The organism is Neopusillimonas aromaticivorans, assembly GCF_030344915.1.
Classification (GTDB): Bacteria; Pseudomonadota; Gammaproteobacteria; order Burkholderiales; family Burkholderiaceae_B; genus Neopusillimonas; species Neopusillimonas aromaticivorans.
The window spans coordinates 2,087,103-2,110,307 of the sequence record NZ_CP128233.1; the positions used below are offsets into that span (position 1 = coordinate 2,087,103).

Here is a 23,205-nt window from a genome sequence, read left to right on the forward strand (position 1 = left end):
CGGCTTTGGATCAGACCCGTGGCGGCTGGCCGCCCGGGCCGTTCAACAGCATGAAATGCCCGTTCTGTAATGGTTCTGATACGCAAGTCATTGACTCGCGCGTATCTGAAGAAGGCGACACGATCCGGCGTCGGCGTCGGTGTGCCGCCTGTGATCGTCGTTTCACGACGTATGAACGGGTGGAACTGACCATGCCGGCCGTGGTCAAGCGCAATGGTACCCGTACCGAGTTTGACCTTGATAAGTTGCGCGGCAGCCTGAAGCTGGCGCTGCGCAAGCGGCCGGTCAGTACCGAACAGGTCGATGCCGCTGTGGCGCGCATTGAAGAAACCTTGCTGACCAGTGGCAAGCGTGAGGTGCCTACCGACTACCTGGGCGAACTGGTCATGAACGAACTGATCAAGCTCGATCAGGTGGCGTATGTACGTTTTGCGTCTGTCTATAAAAGTTTTGAGGACATCGGCGAGTTCGTAAAAGCCATCGACGAGATCAAGGTCGAACCCGCCAGTGGTTCGGGCAAGGGTGGCCGATAGATGGTTTTTCCGTTGACGCCGGCGTCAGGTCAGGGGCGTCAGGCACACGGCCTGGCGGCACGATCGCCGAGGCGTCCCTCGAGGACGTGCGCTGGATGCGCGAGGCCATCGCCCTTAGCGCCCAGGTGCTCTATCTTACAAATCCCAATCCGCGTGTCGGCTGCTTCATTGTGCGTGATGGCCAGGTGCTGGCGTCAGGCGCGACGCAAGCCGTTGGCGGGCCGCATGCCGAGGCCATGGCGCTACGACAGGCCCGGGAACGCGGTATCGATATCGCCGGTGCAACCGTCTACGTAACCCTTGAGCCGTGCAGTCATTTCGGTCGTACGCCGCCGTGTGCCGACGCGTTGATCGAGGCGCGGCCTGCGCGTGTGGTTATCGCGATGTCTGACCCCAATCCATTGGTGGGTGGGCAGGGCGTGGCGCGATTGAGGGCGGCCGGCATTCAGGTCACACTGCCAGTGTGCGCCGAAGAGGCGCTGGCGCTGAACCCGGGCTTTGTGTCTCGCATGTTGTGCAAGAGCCCTGGGTGTGGTTGAAGTCTGCCGCGTCGCTCGATGGCCAGACAGCCTTGCAGAACGGGGTGTCGCAATGGATTACCGGGGCACAGGCACGGGCCGATGGTCACCATTGGCGGGCCCGCAGTTGCGTGGTGCTGACCGGTTCGGGCACGGTGCTGGCCGATGATCCGTTGCTGACGGTGCGCGACGTATCGACACCTCGTCAACCGCGCCGGGCCGTGATTGATTCAAAGCTCATCGTTCCCGAAACAGCCCGTTTTTTGAGACGCCCGGTTCAATGGTGTTCACCTGTCACGCTGATCCTGAAAAAACAGCACGTCTGGTGGCTCGAGGCGTTCAGGTGGTTGAGTTGCCGGCGCATAATGGACATGTTGATCTGAACGCAGTGATGCAGTGGCTGGGTGCCAATGCAGTCAATGAGGTTCATGTCGAAGCGGGTGCCCGCTTGCATGGCGCATTGCTGCAGGCGGGGTGTGTCGATGAGCTGCTGGTGTATCTGGCGCCAGTGGTGCTGGGGCCGGGGCAGGGTATGTATGATTTGCCGGCCCTGAACAGGCTTGACGACGTCTTGCATTACGACTTTCTTGAGCCGGCGTTATTTGGGCCCGACCTGCGCCTGCGTGTACGCAGGTCTGATCGTTGGGCGCAGTTGCTGTCGGCCGTTTCAACCGATTTATCGCTTGCTGAACGCAAGCACACAGACTGATCAGGGAATCATCATGTTTACAGGTATCGTTGCTGCTGTTGGAAAAATTACCGAAATCACGCCATTGCCGGGGGCGACGCAGCAGGTGTCCGTCTGGCCATCAGTGCGGGTGGTTTGCCATTGACAGAAACGCGGCTGGGTGATTCGATTGCCATCCAGGGCGCTTGCATGACGGTGATCGAGTTCACGGCGGATACGTTCAAAGTGGATGTCTCGCGTGAAAGCCTGAATCGCACTACAGGGCTGGATGCCCTGGCTGAAGTCAATCTTGAGCATGCCCTGCGCATGGGTGATTCGCTGGACGGTCATATTGTGTCCGGCCACGTAGACGGCTTGGGTTCGGTAACGCGTTTCGAGCCGGTGGGTGAGTCCTGGGATTTGCGCATCAATGTGCCGGAGAATCTGGCCCGGTATCTGGCGTACAAGGGGTCGATCACAGTCAATGGGGTCAGCCTGACCGTGAATCAGGTCGATGACCTGGCCGATGGCAGTTGCGAGATTCGTATCAACCTGATTCCGCATACGGTGCAGGTCACGACCCTGAAGAATCTGAAGGCCGGTGTATCGGTCAATCTGGAAATCGACATGATTGCGCGTTATGTCGAGCGCATGGTAAGCCTGAAGGGTTAAGGGTATTAAATGCGTTGCCTTGGGGCGCATTTTCACATCGGTGCGCTTTTCTGTTAGAATGGCGGACTTCGCTTTAATGCGAAAAGGACAGGTGGCCGAGTGGTTGAAGGCGCACGCCTGGAAAGCGTGTATACGTGAATAGCGTATCGGGGGTTCGAATCCCCTCTGTCCGCCAGATTCTGATCTAAGCCCTTGATTTTCAAGGGCTTTTTCTTTATTGTTGCTGCTTTATACGGCTGGTTATACGTTTCGGTTCAGTACTCGTCGGGAAGTAAAAGAAATTTGGAGGTCGCATTGATGCGACTACTCTCGAAGATGTGGCAGCCCGTCCAAGGCTCCTCGAAACCACCGAACCGCAGGGCCAAGAACCTCAGACGGCGAGTCGGGAAAGGATGGGTGTAGTGCCATGCTAATTAAATCGCCTTCTTAATTGCTTTTGCTTGACTCGGGTCATGCTCATTTCTTGCCTATTGAACGATCTGGCGCTAACTAATCTTTTTGATTTCGACTTCTGAGCGCGGGACGGTATAACGCTGCTCAGGATGGTTTTCCATTTCGGGAATGGTGTAGGCCAACAGGCCTTCCGCTACCATGGGACTGAGGTAATCGCGCACCAGTGGCTTATGATCTTGGCGGCCCAGGATTGCCGCCAATTCTCGTGAACTCAGTGCCTTCCAGCCGCACAGGTCGATCAACAGCGCACGCATAACGGCGCGGCGCGGTTTTGTGCCTGGCACGGGAATGCGGCTAAGTAGGTCAGACGGGATAGTCGCCAGCTGCTGGTGACTATCCTGTTGGGGGTGGTGACTATCACCGGTGAGCTGGTGACTATCCCTTTCAGCCTCGGCATATGCCAAGTGTTCGAAAGCATCGCTCGGTATGTAGTACGTGCGGCTGCCCGCTCCTTTCATTGCCAACAACCCAAGATCCCGAAGTCGCCGCAAATGCCCGGAAGCTTCCAGAGTATCGGTACGATTGATGGCTCTGTAGGCGGCGTTGTCTATGGCTCCGAGTTCGCGCACAAATACCAAGGCGCGCGCCTCTTCGTCGCTGAGGGTTTCACGGGTCAACCTGCGGAGCCAGGCAAGATCATCAGGCCCCAGAAAATGATGAAATAGAAAGGTGGCGACAAACTGATCCGGACGGCGCGATGATTCAAACGTCGGTGGCAAGAGGCCGTTGGCCAGCATCAGTTCGCGCATGGCGCGTATCCCACTGCCTTTGGTTTCTGCAATGTTCACTTCATGCAGCACTGCAGCGATACGTGGATTACGGGTTTCTGAACCCGGTTCGCCCAGTTGCTCTTCAGCCTTGATGGAATGGCCGGGATTACGAATCTCCAACCGATTGGCGTAACGAATGATTTGGGTGGCACCGTGAATCCGATAACTGCGGTGCATAACAGCGTTGACGATGGCCTCACGAATTACACGCAGCGGCAATGTTGGCTCGTCCTCTCGTGCCAACGAGCCTTCAGGCAGAGAAAAGGATTGCAGCAACTCGTCACGCACGGTGTTGGTAGCGCGGCGGATAGCGGTAAACAGCGGCGCACGAATTTCTAGGGTGTCAAAACGGTGATCAGGATCTTCGACCCATTGCCGCCCCGGCACGCGGATGTAGTCAATGCGCATCATTGGGAAGCAGCGACGCAAAGCCAAGACGGTACCGAACAGCAGGATTCCGGCTACAGTAGGGCGCAACTGGCCTTTGTCGGGCTTGGCGCAGCCGAGCGCACGCAGCAAATCATGATCCGTCCAGGTCAGCTCTTCCGCATCGGGGTTTATTTGGCGGCGCAACTGCCGATAGTCGTCGATGGCTTGCAGGTCAATATCGTGCAAGTCGGTATCCGCCAAAACAGCGCCATCAAAGGTATCCGTTTGGTGACCTGCATAAAGGGCTATAAGATCATCTTCGGAGCCCTCCTGATCGGTAGGGCCAACACGGCGATAAGCGCCTCTGGGCAGGCCCAGACGAGTCAGATAGACTGGTTTATCGGTCGCTGTGGCTTCGGCCACGTAAACCACGACGACGGTTTTTCCATTGATCGCCTCTACTGAGACACGTGGGCGCACCGGTCGATCTGCGAGGCCCGCTTGGCTTCAATACGGTGTGACTCGTCCAGAGAGGAGAGTTCTTGCAATAAATCTTCGGCAGTACGCATCATCGACTCGGTATCCCTACAGTTCGGTGAGCCTGCAGGCTACGGTCAGGTGAGCAGTCCACACTCCATTTGCGCAGGGTGTATCCCGCTGTGGCTGCCCTAAGCTGAAGCTGCAAGTAACCGTTGAGCATGCTGTAATCCATGTGGGTAATTTCTGGCCTGGGCTGATCAGGGTGTGGCACGAGTTCAAGCTCTACGACGCGCATCCCCTCTGTCCGCCAGATTCTGAATTAAATGATTGCGTTTGCCGACTATGAGTTCAGATGATGAATTCTGGCAATAGGCGGCGCGGCAAGAACGGCATCGGCAATTTTGTCATCGATTCTGCGACGCAGGTCTTCCAGCGAGCCTAAGCCTGAGGAATGACAGCGTTTTTTCATGTCATTGTTGGCATCGTATTCGGCAGGCCTGACTCCCCCACCCGGCCGTCGAATGACAGCATCCGAACAGCGGGCACTTTCCGATCGTTCGGTGCCGCGTACGATCGTGTTGTGGACAACCTGGCCGTTCACGAGCACAGTCACTTCATAGCCATAGTCGATAAATGCAGCGCTTCTTGTGAGTCTGTACGAGTAAAACGAGCCCTCGGGCATGTCGCGAGTCACAAAGATTGAGCTCACTTCGCGGCGTGTGTATCGGATCACTTCACTGCGTGGCCGCTCTGTGCGTTCATGGTGTCGTAGACGCTCAACCTTGACAATGGTGTTGCCGCTTGAGCCGTAAGGCAGCCACTCAACGCCCCTGACCTTTTCCCTGATGCTGTCAAGCAGGTCTTCCCGGGCGATCCGGTCGCCACCTTGGTAATTGAACGCTGCTTTCAGCGTCATGCTGGCCAGTTGCTTGTCGGCGTACTGCGGGAATACCGGTCGAACGTACTGCTCCATTTCGTTTCGGGTGATAGGTATAGTATTGAGCGATTTTTGTATGAGTGCCTTGTGGGCAGCTGGAGTTGCCGGATCAGCGGCGTAGGCCATGAGCGCGGCGGTCTGTCGGTCAGGTGCATCCATGGCGCCATTGGCGGCTGCCAGCGAGCGTTTGAGAATGATTTCTTTATGCTTGACAGAGTTCAGCCCGAGCCCGGCGAGGTTGTCTCTGAGCATGAAGCCGATGTTGCCACTGGTATTGCCCTGCTGCGCGCGAGCGATGAGCTTTTCACTCAAGGCCTTTGCGTCTTCGGATGTGATATAGGCCATGCGCTGGGACAGATCGATGTGCTCGCGTGCCATGGCGGCCTGGGTTGGTGAACTCATCTGGGCATCGATATGACGTGCCATGATCTTGACGTAAAGATCTCTTCTCTCGGGCTTTTCAGCAAAAAACGGGTTACCTGCGCCTCTTGCCCCGGGGTACTGAGTGCCGATGCGATGTACCCATGCGCGTTGTCGAGGTCACCCGCGACCATGCTTGCGTTGGTTTGCTGAAGCATGTTGTGTACGTGCATCTCGGGCGAAACGGCGCATCCGGCAAGTACCAAAACGATACTGGCAATAACGCTTTTTATGGCCAGTTGCATGAGTATCCCTTTTTGATGAGTTGAAGTTACTGGAGCCAGGTCACAATTGATTGCAAATTGCGTGCTTTACGCAGTGTGAGGTATTGCGGTGCGGTCTTATGTCTGCACTAGCGTAGCATGATGTAACATCAATGTTATTACCACAGCGCTAAAGGCATGAGTGATGCAAGGGGAAGGTCGTGAGCGAGCGAAGTAAAAGCCTGGTGCTTTGCATTTCCTTTGCCTAGTACTGGCGGGTGTTGCAGCTTACGACCTTAAACAAGCCTTCGTTCAGCAAGAAAAAGAAGCCCGGCTGCAAATTGAAAACACCAACTTCCTGATTGGCGAATGGATGAAAGGCGCGTTTGTTGCTGCCGACTATATTCTGCGCGACATCGTTTCTACCGTACCCGTGTCTGCACTTGAGTTTCCGGCCACAGATCCGGTCGATCATGCCGAAATTACCCGTTATATAGACGCAAAGCGCAAGACGTTTCCCAATGCGATTGGGGTCGGCCTGAACGACGGGCATTGCATTGTGACGCATACCCTGACGCGTGTCGGGTACGACGCCAGCCATCGCGAGTGGTGTCGTGTGCCCATGACGACGCCTGGCATGCAGACGTATGTGTCCAATATGTTCATCAGCCACGACGGGCAGCCCATGGTGATCCAGTCTCGTCGGTTTCCCGGTGAGGCGTTCACCGGACTGGCCGCCATTGGTGTCAGCCTGGACTTCTTTTCGAACTGGATTTCGGGTATTTCGACCAGCGCGTCCGGCATTGTTGCGATTGTCGACCGCAATATGACGTTGCTGGCACGCAAACCGGCAGTACCATCGGCGTTGGGCAAGGTGGTGGTTGATCCTGTCGTCAAAGCGTTCCTGGAGTCGGATGAGACCATTCGCTCTCAGCGCCTGGCGTCACCGGTTGACGGCGTGCCGCGCTTGTACAGTATTCGAAAGATTGAAAATCTGCCGTTTGCCGTGGTTGTAGGTCTGGCCGATAAAGAGTGGCAGGCCGGTTGGATACAACGGCTTTGGTTAACCGCGACGGGGCTGGTTATCGTATGGCTGCTGGCTGCATTTGCCCTGCGTTCATATTGGGCGCAGCTGAATAATTTCGAGCAATTGAAAATTGCCCGCGATGAACTTGAGCATCTGAGTATTACTGATTCATTGACCGGGCTGGCCAATCGTCGCCGGTTTGAAGATGTGTTGGCGGCCGAGTATTTGCGTCTCAGGCGAGACAAGGCCTTTTTGTCCATCGTTATGGTCGACATCGATTTTTTCAAACTGTACAACGATAACTATGGTCATGTTGAGGGTGATCGTTGTCTGGCTGCGGTGGGGCATGCGATCCAGGGGCCGTCAGGCGACCGCAAGATCTGGCGGCCCGTTATGGCGGGGAAGAGTTCTGTTGCATTTTGCCCGATACCGATCAAGTGGCGGCAGGGGTTGTGGCAGAAAATATCCGGAAGGCGATTGAGGCCTTGAACCTGCCGCATGAGCATTCGGCGGTCGCGGGTCATGTAACAGCCAGTCTGGGGGTGGCAACGGTACGGTGTGAAGGCACGGTCTTGCCACGGCAGGTCGTGAATATGGCTGATGAGCGCTTGTATCAGGCCAAGCACAGTGGGCGAAACCGTACCTGTTGACGTTGGTGCGGTGGTCAGGCTTGCGGATGTCAGTGCAATGGTCATGGCGCCGGGGCCACACAGTTGCCCCGGCCAGTACGAGCCTAAGGTATCAGTTTCCAGTCACCTTTTTCAATTTTGACCAGAACGCGTGCTCGCTCATCGACTCCGGCGTGGTCGGTGGGGGTCATGTTGTAAATCGCATGGGTGCCGACGATTTCTTTGTTGGTTTCAAGGGCGTCTCGCACAGCTTTGCGAAAATCAATGGTTCCGGGTTTGGCGTTTGTGGCAGCCTGACGAACCGCATTATCCGCCAGGATGTAGGCGTCCTGGCCGTAGCCGGCAAAGGCGTTACGGCTATTCGCTCCGAAGGCTGCTTCATATGACTGTACGAATTTCAGTGCTACGGGTTTGATGGGGTTGTTGTCGGGCAGCTGTTCAGCCACCATCACTGGGCCCGTGGGTACGATCGCCCCTTCAAGATGTTGTCCGCCAACCCGCAGGAAGTCGCGATTGATGACGGCGTGGTTGTGGTAGATCTGGCCCTTGTAACCGCGCTCGGCCAAGGCAACATGCCCCAGTGCGCCGCCGGTTCCCGATCCGCCAACCAATACGGCATCAGGGCGGGCCGAGATGACCTTCAGGGCTTGGCCAACCGCGCTGGTGTCATTGCGGGCGTAGCGTTCGTCGGCAACGAGTTTGATGTCATTTTTTCCAGGCCAGGCTTGATGCCCGCCAGTACCACATCGCCCCATGAGTCTGCAAAACCGATGTAGCCAACGGTTTTTACGCCGTTGCGTTTCATGTGGTCAACGACAGCACTCATCATGATGGGTAGCGGTTGGGGCACAGCAAATACCCAAGGGTTTTTGGCAACTTCGGGGCTGGCCGGCGCGAGGGCAATGACAGGGGTGTTGTTTTCTGCAGCAATGGGGGCGATAGCGGTTGTGCTGGATAACCCGTTGGTACCGAAAATCAGGTCGACGTTGTCCTCAGAGATCAGTTTGCGGGCATTTTTTACCGAGTTGGTCGGGTCGCTGCTGTCATCGAGCAAAATGTATTTGACGGGTTCGCCCCCAGGGTGTCAGGCAGCAGGCTAAAGGTATTTTTGAACGGTATGCCCAGCGAGGCCAGCGGGCCACTGCCGCTGATGATGATGCCGACTTTAACGTCAGCCAGGGCAGATGCCGAGGAAAGTGCAAGGGCGACGCCCAGGGCCGCAGCATTTTTGTACATGGTTTGTCTCCGGTTATTTGTATTGCATGGTGAATAGTTCGTGTGGTGAACTATTTGCGTGTAAATAGTATCGATAGTTGCTCTGAAGTACAAGGGTCCGGCTGTCTTTTGGACACCGGATAATCCCTGATCGCGTGATATGGAGTGAGTTAGAATCGTTCGCTTAACCTCCAGGCTCTACCCCCACAGTGTTTTTATGATCAAGAAAACAGAAGTTCGCGCCCCGATGGCATTGCATGACAAAAGCCCCGCCAATAAAACCGGGGACCGGGTTGCTGTCGTTGAGCCTGATCAGCTCAATAACTCTCTGGCGTACGTGGTGCGCCGTACCGGTGTGCGATGCGATGCCACATTTATCCGGCATCAGCAGGGGGAGATTTCGCCTGCGCGTTTTTGCGCTTTGTCTGCGGTGGCAGCCAACCCGGGTATCAATCAGTCGGCCCTGGGGGTGTTGCTGGGCATTGCAAACCCCAGCGTCGTCAAGGTTGTCGATGATCTTGCCCAGTTGGGACTGGTGGAAAGAACTGCAGGGCTTGATCGTCGCAGTTCGGCGTTGTACCTGACGCCGGCAGGTGATGAGAAATTGCGGCGTTATTCCGAGGCGCTTGAGCAGTGCGAGCGTGAAATTGCCGAAGCATTGACGCTGGATGAGCGCACGCAATTGTTGGCCTTGTTGCGCAAGGTGGCGTTGGGTGGAGGTGATGCCTGAGGGGTAGTCCGGCCGTTGTTCAGCGAACACAACCCTGAAAGATTTGGAAAATTCCTTGATTTGCCGCAATGCCACTTTTAGCGGGCTGTCATGAAATGTCATAATTACGCAACTTTCATATTGTGGCAATCGCCCCTCATCTCATATGCAATTTCAGGAACTCTCCGATATCCAGCACGCAACCAAGCGTAGCCAGCGCGAATTTTTTCGTTTTGGCATGGGTCTGCTTTTCGTTGTCACCATCATGATTTATGCCTCCTGGGGGCTGGGTATTTCCGGGCAGCAGGGCATCATGCTGGTGGTGGCGGCCATGATCGGTGGCTACATGGCCATGAATATCGGGGCCAACGATGTCGCCAATAATGTGGGCCCGGCAGTGGGCTCCAAATCGATTTCCATGGCGGGGGCCATTGTTATTGCGGCTATCTTTGAAGTGATGGGTGCCATCATTGCCGGGGGCGACGTGGTGTCAACGATTCGTGGCGACATCATTGACATGAGTGCCGTGCCCGACAGCGATCATTTTCTGGCGCTGATGACGGCAGCGCTGCTGGCCGGTGCGCTATGGCTTAACCTTGCGACAGCCGTAGGGGCACCGGTTTCCACGACACATTCGATTGTGGGTGCTGTGCTGGGTGCCGGGGTAATGGCCGGCGGGTTTGCTGCTGCCAATTGGGAGGTCATGATCACAATCGTTGCAAGCTGGGTTATTTCACCGGTGCTGGGTGGTTTGGTTGCCGCAGGCTTTCTGTTCTGGATCAAGCGGGCCATTACGTATAAAAGCGACATGGTTCAGGCGGCACGCAAAACCGTGCCGATATTGATCGGGGTGATGGCGTTTGCATTTTCCACCTACCTCATTCTCAAAGGTCTGAACAAGATCTGGTCGGTCGATTTCTGGTTGGCTACGGTGATTGGTGCTGTCATTGGTTTGCTGGTCTGGCTTGTGACCGGATCGGTTATTGCACGGCGGGTCTCAACGCTGAGCAACACCAAAAAATCGATCAATACGCTTTTCACCCTTCCTCTTATTTGTGCGGCTGCATTGCTCAGTTTCGCGCATGGTGCCAATGATGTGGCCAATGCGATTGGCCCGTTGGCTGCGATTGCCGATGTCGTGCTTAGCGGCGAAGTGTCCAGCAGTGCCCCCATCCCGCTGTGGGTGCTGCTGATCGGTGCGGTAGGTATTGCGTTGGGTCTGGCCTTGTATGGTCCTAAGCTGATCCGTACCGTTGGGGGAAATTACCGATCTTGACCAGATGCGGGCGTTTTCAATTGCCATGGCGGCCGCCGTTACCGTCATTATTGCGTCGCAACTGGGCTTGCCGGTCAGTTCCACTCATATTGCCATTGGCGGTATTTTTGGCGTGGGCTTTTTGCGCGAGCACCTGAAGTCGAACTATTCGCAAATGCTCGAGTGGATCAAGCACCGTCACAGCGGTGCGGACAAGGCCGGCGTTGAGGCGTATCTGGACCGTTTTTCTGCGGCCGATATGGAAACCAAGCAAAACATGCTGAGTGAGCTTAAAGCCCACGAGGCCGATGTTTCCCTGACGAAAAAGAGTACAAGCAGATGCGCCGGGTGTATCGGGGCGAGCTGGTCAAGCGCACGGCAGTTACCAAGATCGTCGCAGCCTGGGTTATTACTGTACCCGCATCGGCCTTGATGGCGGCCGGTATTTACTGGCTGATTGTGTCGTTGCTGTAACCGCTGTCTACCAGGGCGTACCGGCTATGGCTGGCGCCCGGCCTGGGTCTGTTCAATATATGCACCGCGCACGGCGTAATACGACGCAGCCGAACTGCGCAGGTTGTATTGAACCCCTTCAATGGCTTTCTGGGGGCCGTGTTCCAGAAACGCTGCAGTGATGCGTTGCGTTGACTCGAGCGATGACGCCCTGTAGGTGGGGTTTCGCAATGTGGCCAGACGCACGGCCTCGAAATGTGCGGCCAGTCGGTTGATCATGTCGGCCAGGTGCTGGTTGGGCACCTGGCTGATCCAGGTTGAGCGAAATGCGCTGTTGGCGGCCATGTACGCCACGATATCGTCGTCGTTATGCGCAGCTTCAGAGGCATCGGCAGCCACCTTCATGCGCGCAATGGCCTCAAGCGAGGCGTTCTTGCAGGCTTCGGCCGCAGCGGCGGGTTCGAGCAGCAACCGGATTTCGAAGATCTGGGTAATGTCGGTAGGCGTAAACCGTCGCAGCACAAACCCCCGTGATGTCCCTTCAAGCAAGCCTTCATTTTTAAGTTGCATCAGTGCTTCACGCACCGGCATGCGCGACACCGAAAGCTCGGTGGCGATTTCGTGATCGACCAGGCGATCATCCAGCCCGATTTCCCCTTCTGCATGCGGGTACGCAGGTGTGTGTATACCTGCTCGCGCATATTGGGTTTTTGCTTTGGGCCCGGGGCTTGCGGTCGGGTTTGGTCATGGGTTTTCGGGGTGCACGGCGGCAATGGAAAAGCGGCACACATCGGCGTGCACTTCGTGACAACAGCATTGTGTTTCCCGGACTTCAACACGATTGTCAAAAACCAGTTCGCCCACGGTGCGCAACATGCCAACGATAGGGTGACAGACCGGCCCTGCCGATGGTTTGGGATGGCCTGCGGCAAATGGGCTGTTGCGAACCGTCAGTTCGAGCGCGGCGGCAGTTCGTGAAAATGACCACACTCCCCATCCCAGTTCAGCCGAGAACGCCACCATGGTGTCGAGCAATTTGTTGACGTCGTTGCCCAGTGCGTTGAAATAAGCCCGCGCCGATTGTCCGCCGGACTGCATGACCGAGTTTTCGAAGGCGGCGAGAGCTTGTGCCGCGCTGCTGGCGTCAAGCCGGCTGAAGATGCCCATCAGGACGTCGTTGCGGATGATGACGTAGCGGCGCGTGTCGTCGAGGATCTGGCCGTTGTCGGTATCCCAGGTCATGCGGTTGCGAAGTGATTGGCTCATTGACGATTCCTGAATCCTTTTAATGTATAAATTATACTGATTTAGTTTTTAATAACTTGATGATTTTTAAAGTTTTAATGACTAGGGTAAACCATTATCGACGATTTTTGAGTGCAAACAATATACTGTTTACGCAATAACAGACAAATGCGCTTTATTTCTGTCCGATAGCGGCTGCGGCAGGGGTAAGGGGTTCACATCCACAAAATCAAAAGGACATTCACGTGAAACTATGGCGTAAAAAAACAGCGGGCCTGGTCTTGGGGGCCTGTTTGGGTTTGCTGGGCGCAGGTGCGCAGGCCCAGCAGGGGCAGGAGCTCAAAATCGCGTTTCCGGTAGACGTTCCCACCTGGGATCCGACCGCAGTGACCTTCCCGGCCGGGCAGTCCATCTTCAAGGCGGTGTTCGACTCGCCGCTGTTTGTCGGTGATGACCTGCAAGTGGGTCCGCGTCTTGTCGAGTCATATCGCTGGCTTGACGATTCTCGCACCCGTCTTGAACTGACGCTGCGCGACGATGTGTACTTTCACGACGGCAGCAAGATGAGCGCCGATGACGTGAAATTCACGTTTGAGCGCGCCATGAATACCAAGACCCTGGCACTTAATGGCATGATGCCTACCGTCAGTGGTGTGGAAGTTGTTGCGCCTAACAAGGCCATCATGAGCTTTTCAAAAGCCTCGCCAACCGCCACCAAGTATCTGGGCACCTTGGCGGCCTACATTTTGCCCAAGGCGTATTTAGAGAAAGTCGGTGAGGCCGAGTTCCAGGACAAGCCCGTGGGCGCAGGTCCTTACAAGATCGTTGATTACAAGCGTGGTTCGCGCATCACGCTGGAAGCGTTCGACAAATATTGGGGCGGCAAGCCGAAGATTGATCGTGTCATCGTTGATATCGTGCCCGATTCGTCGGCTCGTGTGGCTGCGGTTGAATCAGGTCGGGTCGATATGGCCGTCCAGGTTCCGGTACGCGAAGTCAACCGCCTGAAGAACAACCCCAAGCTTGAAGCCAAGGTGTACCCGTACAGCGAAATCTACATTTTGCAAATGCCCAGCTATGTAGAAGCCTTCAAGAACGATCATGTGCGCCGCGCCATGCACATGGCTATCGATAAGCAGGGGTTGTCGCGCGCCTTCTATAACAACGTGGCGCAGCCGATTTCTGTGCTGGCGACCAAGGGTTCGCCCGCCGATGTGCCTGACTTTTCAATTCCGTTCGACAAGAAAAAGCCGCCGAAGAGTTGGCCAAGGCCGGTTACAGCGTCGACAAGCCGCTTGAAATCACTCTGTTCTCAACCAACAACACGTTCCCGTCCGATTACGACGTGGCCCGTGCCGTGGCGCAAATGTGGTCCCAGATCGGTGTGAAAACAACCGTCGAAGAAATCACGGTCGCCAAGTACCTTGAACTGAGCCATTCATCAAAATTGACCGGTGCCATGCTGTACAGCTGGGCCAACGCTACGGGCGATCCCGAAACTTTTGCCGGTCGTATTCTTGACCCGCGCATGCGTTTTTCAACCTGGAAAGACATGGCCCTGGCCGAAGAGCTTGACGTGATCAATGCCCAGACCGACGAAGCCAAACGTCTTGCCGGCTATCAGGCCTTCAATCGCAAGGCGGCTGAAAATGCCTGGAGCCTGCCGGTGTTGCAGTCCGTTTCTACCGTGGTGCATAACAAGAATCTGAATGTGCCCATCTACCAGACCGGGTACATCCTTCCTCAGGAATACAGCTGGAAATAAAAACGCCATTGGGTGTTTCAAGGGCGGCGCCTCGGCGCCGCCTTTTTTGACAACGCAGTTGATTGCAGCAGGTAAGGCATGTCTTCAGGCATAGTGTTTCTTCTTGGACGAAAGCTGGGTTCGGTGGTGTTGACCTCCGTTGTCCTGTCTATCGTCGTATTTATCGTATTACGCATGATCCCGGCCGACCCGCTGGGCATGATGCTACCCCTTCTGCAACGGCCGCCGATGCCGACGCGTTGCGCACGGCGCTGGGGCTGGACAAATCGATTGCGCAGCAATATCTGGTCTGGCTGGGTCAGGCCTTGCAGGGCAATCTGGGGAGTCCATTTTCTTCCGGGCGCCGGTTGTACAGCTGCTGGCTGATACCTTGCCGGCAACGCTTGAACTGGCGTTTGTCAGTTTGTTCATGGCGCTGGCGATTTCGATTCCCGGCGGCATCATTTTGTACAAACTGAATGGCAAGAAAGGCGAAGTGCTGGCCGATTTCGGGCTTGTGCTGCTGCTGTCCATCCCTTCTTTCTTGTGGGGCATCATCCTCATCATCGTCTTCGGCGTGTTGTACCCGGTACTGCCGTTCATGGGGCGGCTGGGGTCTGACTTTGATGCGGGTGGGCCGGGGCAGTTCTTGCTGATCACGTTGCTGTTCTCCGGGCAATGGTCGGCCTGGTGGGACGCGCTGTCGCACCTGCTGTTGCCGGCGCTGGCGCTGGCGCTCTCGTTCAGTCCCATCATTATTCGCGTCCTGCGATCCAGTCTGCTCGATACGGCCACCGAGCAGTATGTCATGGTGGCACGCTTGCGCGGCCAGTCCGAGTGGCGTGTGCTGATGCATCACATGTTGAAGAATGCCGCGTTGCCGACCCTGACCCTGATCGGTGTGCAGTTCGGTTTCCTGTTCGGCGGCACCCTGCTCATCGAGGTGATTTTTTCCTTCCCGGGCATGGGCAACCTGATGGTTCAGGCTATCAAGAATCACGACTTGCCCCTGATTCAGGGCGTGGCCCTGGTGTTTTGTCTGATGGTGCTGACGGTCAACTTCTGCATTGACGGGCTGTATGCCGTTCTTAATCCGAGGCTCAGAAACGCATGAGTACTTTAGCTGCAACTTCTTCGCGCAGCCCATTGGGCGCGTGGCTGGCCCATCCCAAGGTGTTGGTGGGCGGGCTGCTGGTTCTGATTTTTGTCTGTGTGGCTGTATTTGCGCCATGGCTGGCGCCCAACGACCCGAATGCCCAGGATTTGCTGGCAACGTTGTTACCGCCGATGTGGGATGAAGGCGGGCTGGCGCAGTATCCGCTGGGCACCGATTCATTGGGGCGTTGCGTGTTGTCCCGGCTCATTTACGGCAGTCGCCTGGCCTTGCTGGTGGCTGTTGTGGCCGCGACCGGGGCCATGGTTCTGGGTACGGTGCTGGCGATTATTGCCGGCTATATGGGGGGCACGTTTGACCGGGTCACCAGTGCCATCGTGGTGCTGTGGATGGCTTTCCCGCCTGTCGTGTTCTCGATGATGCTGATGGTGGGTCTGGGTACCGGTGTGGTCAACGTCATTCTGGCGGTGGTGCTGGTCGACTGGACCCGCTTTTTCCGTGTGGTACGAGCCGAAGTGCTGGTGGCTCGTCATCGGGAGTATGTCTACGCGGCGCAATTGCTGGGGTTCTCGCACGTACGCATCATGCTGGCTGAGGTCTTGCCCAGTGTGGCGCCATTGATCATCACCTTGTTCAGTCTGCAGATGGGTGTGGCCATTATTGTTGAGGCCCTGCTCAGTTTTGTGGGCCTGTCGGTGCCTTCCGATGTGGTGGCTTGGGGTGTGATGCTGGCCGATGGCCGTGACCAGATTTATCAGGCGGGCTGGAATTTGCTGGCGCCGGTATGCGGCATCATTTTTGCAGTGCTGGGTTTCAATTTGCTCAGCGATGGTTTACGGATTGTTCTTGATCCTCGTCTGAAAAAGCGTGGGAGCGACGCATGACCACAGTGCTTGAATTTAATAATGTTTCGGTCAACGTGAAGGTTGCCGGTACTGAAGTGGCCCTGCTGCGCAACGTATCGTTCAGTGTCGGTCAAGGGCGTATTCTGGGCCTGGTGGGCGAGTCGGGGGCCGGCAAAAGCATGGTGGGCCGGGTGTTGTCGGGGCTGTTGCCCTCGAACCTGCGTTTTGCCAGCGGTGAAGTGCGGTTCCAGGGCAATGTTCTGACCGGTCGTGATGCGCGGGCCTTTTTGGGGCGGCGTATTGCGTTCATTCCACAAGAGCCGCTGTCCGCCCTGAATCCGGTGCTGACGATTCGTCAGCAGATGTTCGAACATCTGAAGCACTTGAAGGTCCCCGTGATCAATGGCAGTCGTACAGTGTCGCCCGCCTGACCGAGGTGGGGTTGCCCGAGCCCGAGGCCATGCTGTTGCGTTATCCGCATCAGTTGTCGGGCGGACAATGTCAGCGCATTCTGATTGCCATGGCTTTTTCGGGTGATCCCGAACTGATCGTGGCCGATGAGCCCACCACCGCGCTGGATGTGGTGACACAGGCGCAAATCATCCGGGTGCTGCGCGAGGTTCAGCGCCGTCACAATACGGCGGTCATTCTGGTGACGCATGACCTGCGCATGGCGGCGCATGTTTGCGACGAAGTGGCCGTCATGTATGCCGGTGATGTGGTCGAGCGGGGGCCGGCTGCGACGGTGCTTGAGTCTCCGTTGCACCCTTATGCCTGGTCACTTAAAAATGCCACCCCCAGTCTGGAAGGGCCCCAATATGTCTTGCCGACATTGGCCGATCTGATGCCGGGCCTGAAAGACATGGCTGAACTGAAAGGCTGTCGTTTCTCGCGGCGTTGCCCGACGCGTGATGAGGTGTGTGCCCGGACGGTGCCGGTGCTTGAGCAGATTGTTGATGGCCATTTTGTGGCGTGTGCCGGTAATTGCCGGGCACAGGCCGGACAGCGTCAGCCTGAATTGCATGTTCTGCCTGAACCGTCTATCCCTGCCGCACAGCCATTGCTCGAGTTTCGTGAGGTATCACGCGTTTATCAAGGGCGCAGCAAGGGGACGTTGTTCCATGCCCTGCGGCCCTTGTCACTGACCGTTCGCCCGGGTGAACTGGTCGGCGTGGTGGGGAAAGCGGTAGCGGTAAAAGTACGGTGGCCCGCCTGATGGTCGGTCTGATCGAGCCGTCTGACGGCGAGGTATTGATCAATGGCATGTCGCGCACTTCGGCAACGGCAACACAGCAGGCCGAAATGCGCAAAGTCATCCAGATGGTGTTCCAGGACCCTGACTCGGCTCTGAACCCCCGCCGCACCGTTGAGAAGCTGGTCACCCAGGTCCTTGACCTACAGCCAGGCATCACACCGCAGGCCCGTCGTGAAGCGGCCGAGCGCCTGATGAACCAGGTGGGTATTGCCAAAGATGCCTTGCACCGGTTCTCGTCGCAGTTGTCCGGGGGCAGAAGCAGCGCGTGAACATTGCCCGCGCCCTATGCATGACCCCGCAGCTGCTGGTGGCGGATGAAATCGTGTCGGGTCTGGATGTCTCGGTTCAGGCGCTGATCATGAACCTGCTGCTGACGCTCAATCGCGAACTGGGCATTGCGGTGGTTCTTATCTCTCACGATCTTTCAGTGATTCGTTACCTGTGCCATCGCGTGCTCGTCATGCGTGAAGGCTATGTGGTTGAGCAGGGCGATACCGAAGCCGTGTTCAGCAATCCCCAGCATCCTTATACCCGCACCTTGCTGGCATCGGTTCCACCCGATGACGCCAATGCGGTCTGGCCCCGTGAAGTCGAGGTGGTTTAAATGACTAAAGTTGATTACAGAAATGATTCCCGGGCCATTGCCGGTCTGGTCCGCGATGGCCGTGTTCATCGTGATGTGTATCTTGACCCGACGCTGTTCGAGCTTGAAATGGAACGCGTCTTCGCTCGTGGCTGGCAGTATGTCGGCCATGAAAGCCAGGTGCCCAATGCCGGTGACTACATCACCACGACGTTGGCGGGGACACCCGTCATCTTAGTGCGTGATGCAGATAAATCGGTGCGTGTTGTCATCAACCGTTGTGCGCACAAAGGGGCGCAACTGGTGTTTGAAGATCAGGGTAACGCCGGTCGCATGTTGCGCTGCCCGTACCATGCCTGGAGCTACAAGTTTGATGGTTCCCTGCTGGCGGTGTCTTTGAAGGCCGGTTACGAAAATACCGGTTTCTGGGAAAGCGAGGCCGCCGGCGGCTTGCCATTGCCCGGCGCTACGGCGTCGTATCGTGGCTTTGTGTTTGCCCGTCTGGCCAAGGAAGGCCCTTCGTTCACGGATTATTTTGGCGAGGTGTTGTCGGCGCTGGACAATATGGCCGACCGTTCGCCTACCGGCCAGTTGCAGATCGGTAAAAGCTGCATTCGTTCCGTCATTCGATGCAACTGGAAAATGTATCTGGAAAACATCAACGATTCGGTTCACCCGATTTCCACCCATGAATCGGCGGCTGTCACGGCCCGCAAGGTGGGTGAGCATTTTGTCGAAACCGACCCGACGGCGCTGGAACAATTGCTGCCGTTTGGTTCAGGTTATGACTTCTACACCAAGATGGGTGCACGCACGCTGCCCAACGGCCACAGCATTCTGGGCACCAAGTTCAGCATTCACAGTGAATACGCTGATGTGCCGGGCTACCGAGACCAGCTTGTCGCCGCGCATGGCGAGGCGCGCGCCGATGAGGTGCTGGCCTACGCGCCGCAGAACGTGGTGTTCTATCCGGGCCTGGCCACCAAGGGGTCGCCGCAAGTGATCCGTGTGTTGCGTCCGCTGGCGGCCAACCTTACTCAGCTTGAGGTCTGGGCCTTCCAGCCGGTGGGGGCGCCCGACACCATGCTCAAGCGTGGTGAAACCTACAGCCGTCTGGTGTTTTCGCCCATGAGTGTGGTGGCTCACGATGATGTTCACCTGTTTGAAAGCCAGCAGAAGGCACTGGCGTCGGCGGGTAACCCCTGGGTCAACTTGCAGCGTCAGTATCGGGCCGATGAAACCGTGCAACCCGATCAGCAGTTTGAAGACGGCAATAACGAACTGGTCATGCGTAATCAGTACAAGGCCTGGCACGACATGATGATGTCGCCGGCAACAGGAGAATAAAACCATGCAGGCGACAGATTTGCACACCCAACTGGTTGATTTCGTTTACGACGAAAATCGTTTGCTCGATGACGGTCAGTATCAGGCCTGGTATGACTTGTTTGCCGACGACGGTGTTTATTGGGTGCCCATCAAGCCCGAACACACCGATCCCGAGGCCCAGGTTGCGATCGCCCTGGAAACCAAAATGCTGCTGGCGCTGCGCATCGAGCGTCTGGCTCACCCGCGGGCGCACTCGTTGCAGCCCCGCGTGCGTGGCATGCATGTCGTGCAGCGCCCTGAAGTGCTGGTAACGCAGGAAGAGGGAACGGGTTACGCCAAGGTACGTACGCAATTGGTCTATCTTGAGCATCAGGCCGGTCATCAGGTGGTTGTGGGTGCGCGTGTCGTGTACACGTTGCGGCCGGTTGAGGCGGGGTTCCAGATTGTCGAGAAGCGGGTGGAACTGTTAAATTCAGACGCTTTTCTTCCTGCAATCCAATTGTTTATCTAAATGAAATCGTTTCAACCCCAAGACATGACCTCGTTTGCTGCTGTCGATATCGACGGCAGCATGGCCTACAAGCTGGTTTCCGGCCTGGTGGTACCGCGTCCGGTGGCCTGGATCAGCTCCCAGAATGAAGCCGGGCTGGTCAATGTGGCGCCGTTCAGTTCGTTTAATTATGTGGCGCATAGCCCGGCCATGCTGGCGGTCAATATTGCGTTGCAAGATGACGGTACGCTCAAGGATACTGCCCGCAATATTCGTGAAACCGGCGAGTTTGTGGTCAACATCACGCCCACTTCCGCGCTGGATGCCATGAACCAGAGCAGTGCCGAATATCCGGCCGATGTCAGTGAGGCCCGGGTGCTCGATATTCCCCTGATGCCCAGCACGCAGGTCAGGCCGCCCCGGGTCGCGGTGTCACCGGCGCAAATGGAGTGCCGCCTGACCCAGATTGTTCCCTTGGGTACGGGTATCAATACGCTGTACATTGCGGAAATCGTGGCGTTCCACGTTGCCAATACCGTATACGATGGGCGTCACATTGACAGCGTGGCACTTGACCCGGTGGCTCGTCTGGGTGGGCCGTTTTACGCCTCACTGGGTGAAATTCACAAGCGTCCCCGGCCCAAGGCCGTGTAAAAAGGATAGGCAAATCAGTTACGATTCCATCCGGGTTTTACAATGGAATTTTGATGCGCTTTCTTTCAGCCTTTTTTCTGGCGGCGGTTGCCGTTCTCTCCGGGTGCGGTGACGTCGCTGATACAGCGGCCAGTACCCATGCCCCGTTCGTCAAGACATGGGTACTCGAATCGGGTAGCCCCGGCTCGTTAAGCCTGTCGGGCACCGTTCGGGCGCAGGTCGAGTCGCCGTTGGCCTTTCAGGTGCCAGGGCGCATTGTTCAGCGTGCCGTTAATGCGGGTCAGACCGTCAAGACAGATGACACGCTGTTTCGCCTGGATACTCGCGACCTTGAGCAAGGGGTGCAAGAAGCCCAGGCGGCGTTTGAAGCTGCTCAGGCAGCGCGGCGCATTGCCCAGGATGATTTGAAACGCCATCAACAATTGCTGGTGCACAACGCCGTCAGCCGGCAGGCCGCCGAGCAGGCCGAACTGATGGTACGCGAGGCGCAGGCCCGCGTCGGTGCCGCTCAGGCCCGGTTGAAGCAAGCGCGCAATGCGTTGTCGTATGCCACGCTGGCGGCCCCGGCTGCGGGCGTGCTGATCGACATGACGGCCGAGGTGGGGCAAGTGGTTGCTGCCGGCCAACCGGTGGCAGTGCTGGCCCATGAAGGTGCGCGTGAAGTGCAGGTTTACCTGCCCGAAGGGCGTGTGCCGCCGCCACAGGCGGTTTTGGACCCGTCTGGCCAGACGGTGCGTTTACCGTTGCGTGAAGCGGCCGGGGCTGTTGACACACAAAGTCGTACCTTGCGGGCACGTTACAGCATACCGGCCGACGCGCCCGAGCTGCAGTTGGGCAGTGTGGTGCGTGTCAGTTTTCCCGACAGCGGCTCCGAGCCTCAGAACAGTTTCGTTGTGCCGGTCGGCGCCATCAGCGAACGTGGCCAAGGTCCACACGTATGGCGCTTGCGTGACGACAAGGTTGAGCCGGTTACTGTGACTTTGCTGGGGATGGATGCTGAAACGGCACGTATTGCCGGGCCATTGCAGGCGGGTGATGTGGTGGTCGCCCTTGGAACCCACCTGCTGCACGATGGCATGGCTGTTCGGGAACACCAGAAATGAGCTTCCCGAACCTGTCGGCGCTGGCGGTCAAAGAGCGGGCGCTAACGCTGTTTTTTCTGATTCTGGCTGTCATTGCCGGGATCTACGCGTTCATGGCGTTGGGTCGTGCGGAAGATCCGCCGTTTACGGTTCGGGCCTTGGTTGTTTCTGCGGCCTGGCCGGGCGCCACTCCGAACGAATTGCAGACACAAGTGGTTGATCGGCTCGAAAAGCGCCTGCAAGAGGTACCCAATCTGTACAAGATCGAGTCCTCGATTCGCCCGGGCCAGGCCAACTTGCAGGTCGAGTTTCTTGATTACACCCCGAAAGAGCAGGTGCCTGATCTGTTTTATGAGGTCAGGAAGCGCATGCAGGAAGAAGCGGGCAGTTTGCCGCCTGGCGTAATCGGCCCGATGGTCAATGATGATTTTGCCGATGTGTATTTCAGTTTGATGGCGTTGACGGCACCGGGCTTGCCCATGCGCGAACTGACTCGCGATGCCGAGGCCATCCGTGACCGTATCCGGCACGTTCCGTGTGCGCAAGGCCCTGATTCTGGGTGAACGTCCCGAGCGGGTTTTCATTGATTTCGATCTGGCCCGGTTGAACAACCTGGGTGTATCGGCGTCCGACATTTTTCAGGCGATAGAGTCTCATAACAGTCTGATGCCGGCTGGACGTCTGGAAACGCAGGGCCCCGGGGTCTACCTGCGTCTGGACAGCGACTTGTCAGATCTTGACCAACTGGCATCTGTGCCGTTGCGTATCGGTGATCGGTTGATTCAGCTGGCCGATGTGGCCACCGTAAGGCAGGGCTATGAAGACCCTCCCGGGTATCTGGTGCGGTCGCGTGGCGAAGATGCCTTGTTGATTGGCATCGTCATGGAAGAGGGAGTCAACGGTCTTGATCTGGGTGACCGACTGCAGGGGTTTATTGCGGCTGAGCGTGAGCGCCTGCCTTTGGGGATGTCGCTGGATATCCTTACCAATCAGGCTGAAGCCATTTCCGGGGCGGTCAATCTGTTCCAGGTCAAGTTTTTTGCGGCGATTGCCGTGGTGGTGGCGGTCAGTATGCTGGCCATTGGTGTCAAAGCCGGTCTGATTGTCGGTATTGCCGTTCCATTGACACTGGGCATTACGTTCATGGTGATGCTGCTGATGAATATCAACCTGGATCGTGTGACCCTGGGGGCCTTGATTCTGGCGTTGGGCTTGCTGGTGGACGACGCCATCATTGCAGTGGAAATGATGTTGGTCAAGATGGAGGCGGGCTGGGATCGGGTCCGGGCTGCAGCCCATGCCTGGAACGTGACGGCCGCACCCATGCTGTACGGTACGCTGGTGACGGTGGCAGGGTTTATTCCGGTCGGGTTCGCCATGTCTGCGGTGGGCGAATATACCGGTAACATTTTCTGGGTGCTGGGTATCGCCTTGGTCGTTTCCTGGCTGGTGGCCGTCGTTTTTGTGCCTTACCTGGGGTGAAGTTGTTGCCTGAGGTCGGACAGGGCGGTGGGCATGCGCATGATGCCTATCAAACTCCGGGTTATGTCCGGT

General features: G+C 56.9%; 22 protein-coding genes, 1 tRNA gene and 7 pseudogenes. 21 read left to right on the top strand and 9 right to left on the bottom strand.

Going from position 1 to position 23,205, the window contains the following annotated elements; genetic code table 11:
• The first annotated feature begins 50 nt into the window (after positions 1-50).
• The 4 genes and pseudogenes from nrdR (at position 51) to N7E01_RS11515 (ending at position 2,565) form a co-directional block, all read left to right on the top strand.
• Positions 51-533: a transcriptional regulator NrdR gene (gene nrdR, locus N7E01_RS11500; RefSeq protein WP_289175804.1), complete on the top strand. Its 483-nt coding sequence runs from the start codon at positions 51-53 to the stop codon at positions 531-533.
• A gap of 95 nt (positions 534-628) precedes the next feature.
• Positions 629-1,760, top strand: a pseudogene (gene ribD / locus N7E01_RS11505) (bifunctional diaminohydroxyphosphoribosylaminopyrimidine deaminase/5-amino-6-(5-phosphoribosylamino)uracil reductase RibD).
• A gap of 13 nt (positions 1,761-1,773) precedes the next feature.
• Positions 1,774-2,390, top strand: a pseudogene (locus tag N7E01_RS11510) (riboflavin synthase).
• 85 nt (positions 2,391-2,475) lie between these two features.
• Positions 2,476-2,565: transfer RNA gene (locus N7E01_RS11515), tRNA-Ser, on the top strand.
• A 310-nt stretch (positions 2,566-2,875) separates the two neighbouring features.
• Here N7E01_RS11515 and N7E01_RS11520 read toward each other — a convergent pair.
• From N7E01_RS11520 to N7E01_RS11535, 4 genes and pseudogenes are all read right to left on the bottom strand, one after another.
• On the bottom strand, positions 2,876-4,414 hold the full coding sequence (locus N7E01_RS11520; protein WP_289172968.1) for a DUF8451 domain-containing protein: 1,539 nt from the start codon (positions 4,412-4,414) through the stop codon (positions 2,876-2,878).
• 169 nt (positions 4,415-4,583) lie between these two features.
• Positions 4,584-4,754, bottom strand: a pseudogene (locus tag N7E01_RS11525) (BrxR family transcriptional regulator); the annotation flags it as partial.
• A gap of 48 nt (positions 4,755-4,802) precedes the next feature.
• The gene (locus N7E01_RS11530) at positions 4,803-5,825 is read right to left on the bottom strand and encodes a hypothetical protein (RefSeq protein WP_289172969.1); all 1,023 of its coding nucleotides are present in this window, start codon (positions 5,823-5,825) and stop codon (positions 4,803-4,805) included.
• Positions 5,798-6,064 carry a hypothetical protein gene (locus N7E01_RS11535; RefSeq protein ID WP_289172970.1) on the bottom strand — a complete coding sequence of 89 codons (267 nt, stop codon included), beginning with the start codon at positions 6,062-6,064 and terminating at the stop codon, positions 5,798-5,800. The genes N7E01_RS11530 and N7E01_RS11535 overlap by 28 nt, the downstream gene beginning before the upstream one ends.
• Positions 6,065-6,272: 208 nt before the next feature.
• Between N7E01_RS11535 and N7E01_RS11540 the strand changes: the two genes are divergently transcribed.
• Together N7E01_RS11540 and N7E01_RS11545 are read left to right on the top strand one after the other, a co-directional pair.
• Positions 6,273-7,538: a sensor domain-containing diguanylate cyclase gene (locus N7E01_RS11540; RefSeq protein ID WP_289172971.1), complete on the top strand. Its 1,266-nt coding sequence runs from the start codon at positions 6,273-6,275 to the stop codon at positions 7,536-7,538.
• Entirely contained in the window at positions 7,469-7,699 is a 231-nt protein-coding gene (locus N7E01_RS11545) for a diguanylate cyclase domain-containing protein (protein ID WP_289172972.1), read from the top strand. Before N7E01_RS11540 ends, N7E01_RS11545 begins: the two co-directional genes overlap by 70 nt.
• 83 nt (positions 7,700-7,782) lie before the next feature.
• On the opposite strand, the pseudogene N7E01_RS11550 reads toward N7E01_RS11545, so the two are convergent.
• A pseudogene (locus tag N7E01_RS11550) lies at positions 7,783-8,732 on the bottom strand (ABC transporter substrate-binding protein).
• The gene (locus N7E01_RS11560) at positions 8,696-8,914 is read right to left on the bottom strand and encodes a hypothetical protein (protein WP_289172975.1); all 219 of its coding nucleotides are present in this window, start codon (positions 8,912-8,914) and stop codon (positions 8,696-8,698) included. Before N7E01_RS11560 ends, N7E01_RS11550 begins: the two are co-directional and overlap by 37 nt.
• 196 nt (positions 8,915-9,110) lie before the next feature.
• Between N7E01_RS11560 and N7E01_RS11565 the strand changes: the two genes are divergently transcribed.
• Together N7E01_RS11565 and N7E01_RS11570 are read left to right on the top strand one after the other, a co-directional pair.
• Complete coding sequence (locus tag N7E01_RS11565) at positions 9,111-9,623, top strand: MarR family winged helix-turn-helix transcriptional regulator (protein WP_289172976.1); 513 nt, start codon at positions 9,111-9,113, stop codon at positions 9,621-9,623.
• Between the two features lie 397 nt (positions 9,624-10,020).
• A pseudogene (locus tag N7E01_RS11570) lies at positions 10,021-11,290 on the top strand (inorganic phosphate transporter).
• A 65-nt stretch (positions 11,291-11,355) separates the two neighbouring features.
• Here the strand turns inward: N7E01_RS11570 and N7E01_RS11575 are convergent.
• The 3 genes and pseudogenes from N7E01_RS11575 to N7E01_RS11580 all read right to left on the bottom strand — a co-directional run bounded on the left by N7E01_RS11575 (position 11,356) and on the right by N7E01_RS11580 (position 12,576).
• On the bottom strand, positions 11,356-11,901 hold the full coding sequence (locus N7E01_RS11575) for a GntR family transcriptional regulator (protein ID WP_289172977.1): 546 nt from the start codon (positions 11,899-11,901) through the stop codon (positions 11,356-11,358).
• Between the two features lie 6 nt (positions 11,902-11,907).
• Positions 11,908-11,997: pseudogene (locus tag N7E01_RS18910) on the bottom strand (hypothetical protein); the annotation flags it as partial.
• A 57-nt stretch (positions 11,998-12,054) separates the two neighbouring features.
• On the bottom strand, positions 12,055-12,576 hold the full coding sequence (locus N7E01_RS11580) for a 4-vinyl reductase (protein WP_289172978.1): 522 nt from the start codon (positions 12,574-12,576) through the stop codon (positions 12,055-12,057).
• Positions 12,577-13,016: 440 nt separating this feature from the next.
• Here N7E01_RS11580 and N7E01_RS11585 point away from each other — a divergent pair.
• The 13 genes and pseudogenes from N7E01_RS11585 (at position 13,017) to N7E01_RS18920 (ending at position 23,133) form a co-directional block, all read left to right on the top strand.
• Positions 13,017-14,320: pseudogene (locus tag N7E01_RS11585) on the top strand (ABC transporter substrate-binding protein).
• Between the two features lie 370 nt (positions 14,321-14,690).
• Positions 14,691-15,413 (top strand): ABC transporter permease, encoded by a 723-nt coding sequence (locus N7E01_RS11590; RefSeq protein WP_289172979.1) that lies wholly within the window; start codon positions 14,691-14,693, stop codon positions 15,411-15,413.
• Entirely contained in the window at positions 15,410-16,297 is an 888-nt protein-coding gene (locus N7E01_RS11595) for an ABC transporter permease (RefSeq protein ID WP_289172980.1), read from the top strand. The genes N7E01_RS11590 and N7E01_RS11595 overlap by 4 nt, the downstream gene beginning before the upstream one ends.
• Entirely contained in the window at positions 16,294-16,689 is a 396-nt protein-coding gene (locus N7E01_RS11600) for an ATP-binding cassette domain-containing protein (protein ID WP_289172981.1), read from the top strand. The genes N7E01_RS11595 and N7E01_RS11600 overlap by 4 nt, the downstream gene beginning before the upstream one ends.
• Positions 16,690-16,700: 11 nt before the next feature.
• Positions 16,701-17,474: an oligopeptide/dipeptide ABC transporter ATP-binding protein gene (locus N7E01_RS11605; RefSeq protein ID WP_289172982.1), complete on the top strand. Its 774-nt coding sequence runs from the start codon at positions 16,701-16,703 to the stop codon at positions 17,472-17,474.
• Positions 17,474-17,782 carry an ATP-binding cassette domain-containing protein gene (locus N7E01_RS11610; protein WP_289172983.1) on the top strand — a complete coding sequence of 103 codons (309 nt, stop codon included), beginning with the start codon at positions 17,474-17,476 and terminating at the stop codon, positions 17,780-17,782. Before N7E01_RS11605 ends, N7E01_RS11610 begins: the two co-directional genes overlap by 1 nt.
• Positions 17,779-18,117 (top strand): ABC transporter ATP-binding protein, encoded by a 339-nt coding sequence (locus tag N7E01_RS11615; RefSeq protein ID WP_289172984.1) that lies wholly within the window; start codon positions 17,779-17,781, stop codon positions 18,115-18,117. Before N7E01_RS11610 ends, N7E01_RS11615 begins: the two co-directional genes overlap by 4 nt.
• Entirely contained in the window at positions 18,118-19,443 is a 1,326-nt protein-coding gene (locus N7E01_RS11620; RefSeq protein WP_289172985.1) for an aromatic ring-hydroxylating oxygenase subunit alpha, read from the top strand.
• A 4-nt stretch (positions 19,444-19,447) separates the two neighbouring features.
• A complete protein-coding gene (locus N7E01_RS11625) occupies positions 19,448-19,936 on the top strand; it encodes an aromatic-ring-hydroxylating dioxygenase subunit beta (protein ID WP_289172986.1) in 489 nt (162 codons plus the stop codon).
• Positions 19,937-20,569 carry a flavin reductase family protein gene (locus tag N7E01_RS11630; RefSeq protein ID WP_289172987.1) on the top strand — a complete coding sequence of 211 codons (633 nt, stop codon included), beginning with the start codon at positions 19,937-19,939 and terminating at the stop codon, positions 20,567-20,569. It abuts the gene before it with no gap.
• Positions 20,570-20,622: 53 nt separating this feature from the next.
• Complete coding sequence (locus tag N7E01_RS11635; RefSeq protein WP_289172988.1) at positions 20,623-21,672, top strand: efflux RND transporter periplasmic adaptor subunit; 1,050 nt, start codon at positions 20,623-20,625, stop codon at positions 21,670-21,672.
• Positions 21,669-22,214: an efflux RND transporter permease subunit gene (locus tag N7E01_RS18915; protein WP_350494840.1), complete on the top strand. Its 546-nt coding sequence runs from the start codon at positions 21,669-21,671 to the stop codon at positions 22,212-22,214. Before N7E01_RS11635 ends, N7E01_RS18915 begins: the two co-directional genes overlap by 4 nt.
• Positions 22,165-23,133 carry an efflux RND transporter permease subunit gene (locus N7E01_RS18920; RefSeq protein ID WP_350494841.1) on the top strand — a complete coding sequence of 323 codons (969 nt, stop codon included), beginning with the start codon at positions 22,165-22,167 and terminating at the stop codon, positions 23,131-23,133. Before N7E01_RS18915 ends, N7E01_RS18920 begins: the two co-directional genes overlap by 50 nt.
• The last annotated feature ends 72 nt before the right edge of the window (positions 23,134-23,205 follow it).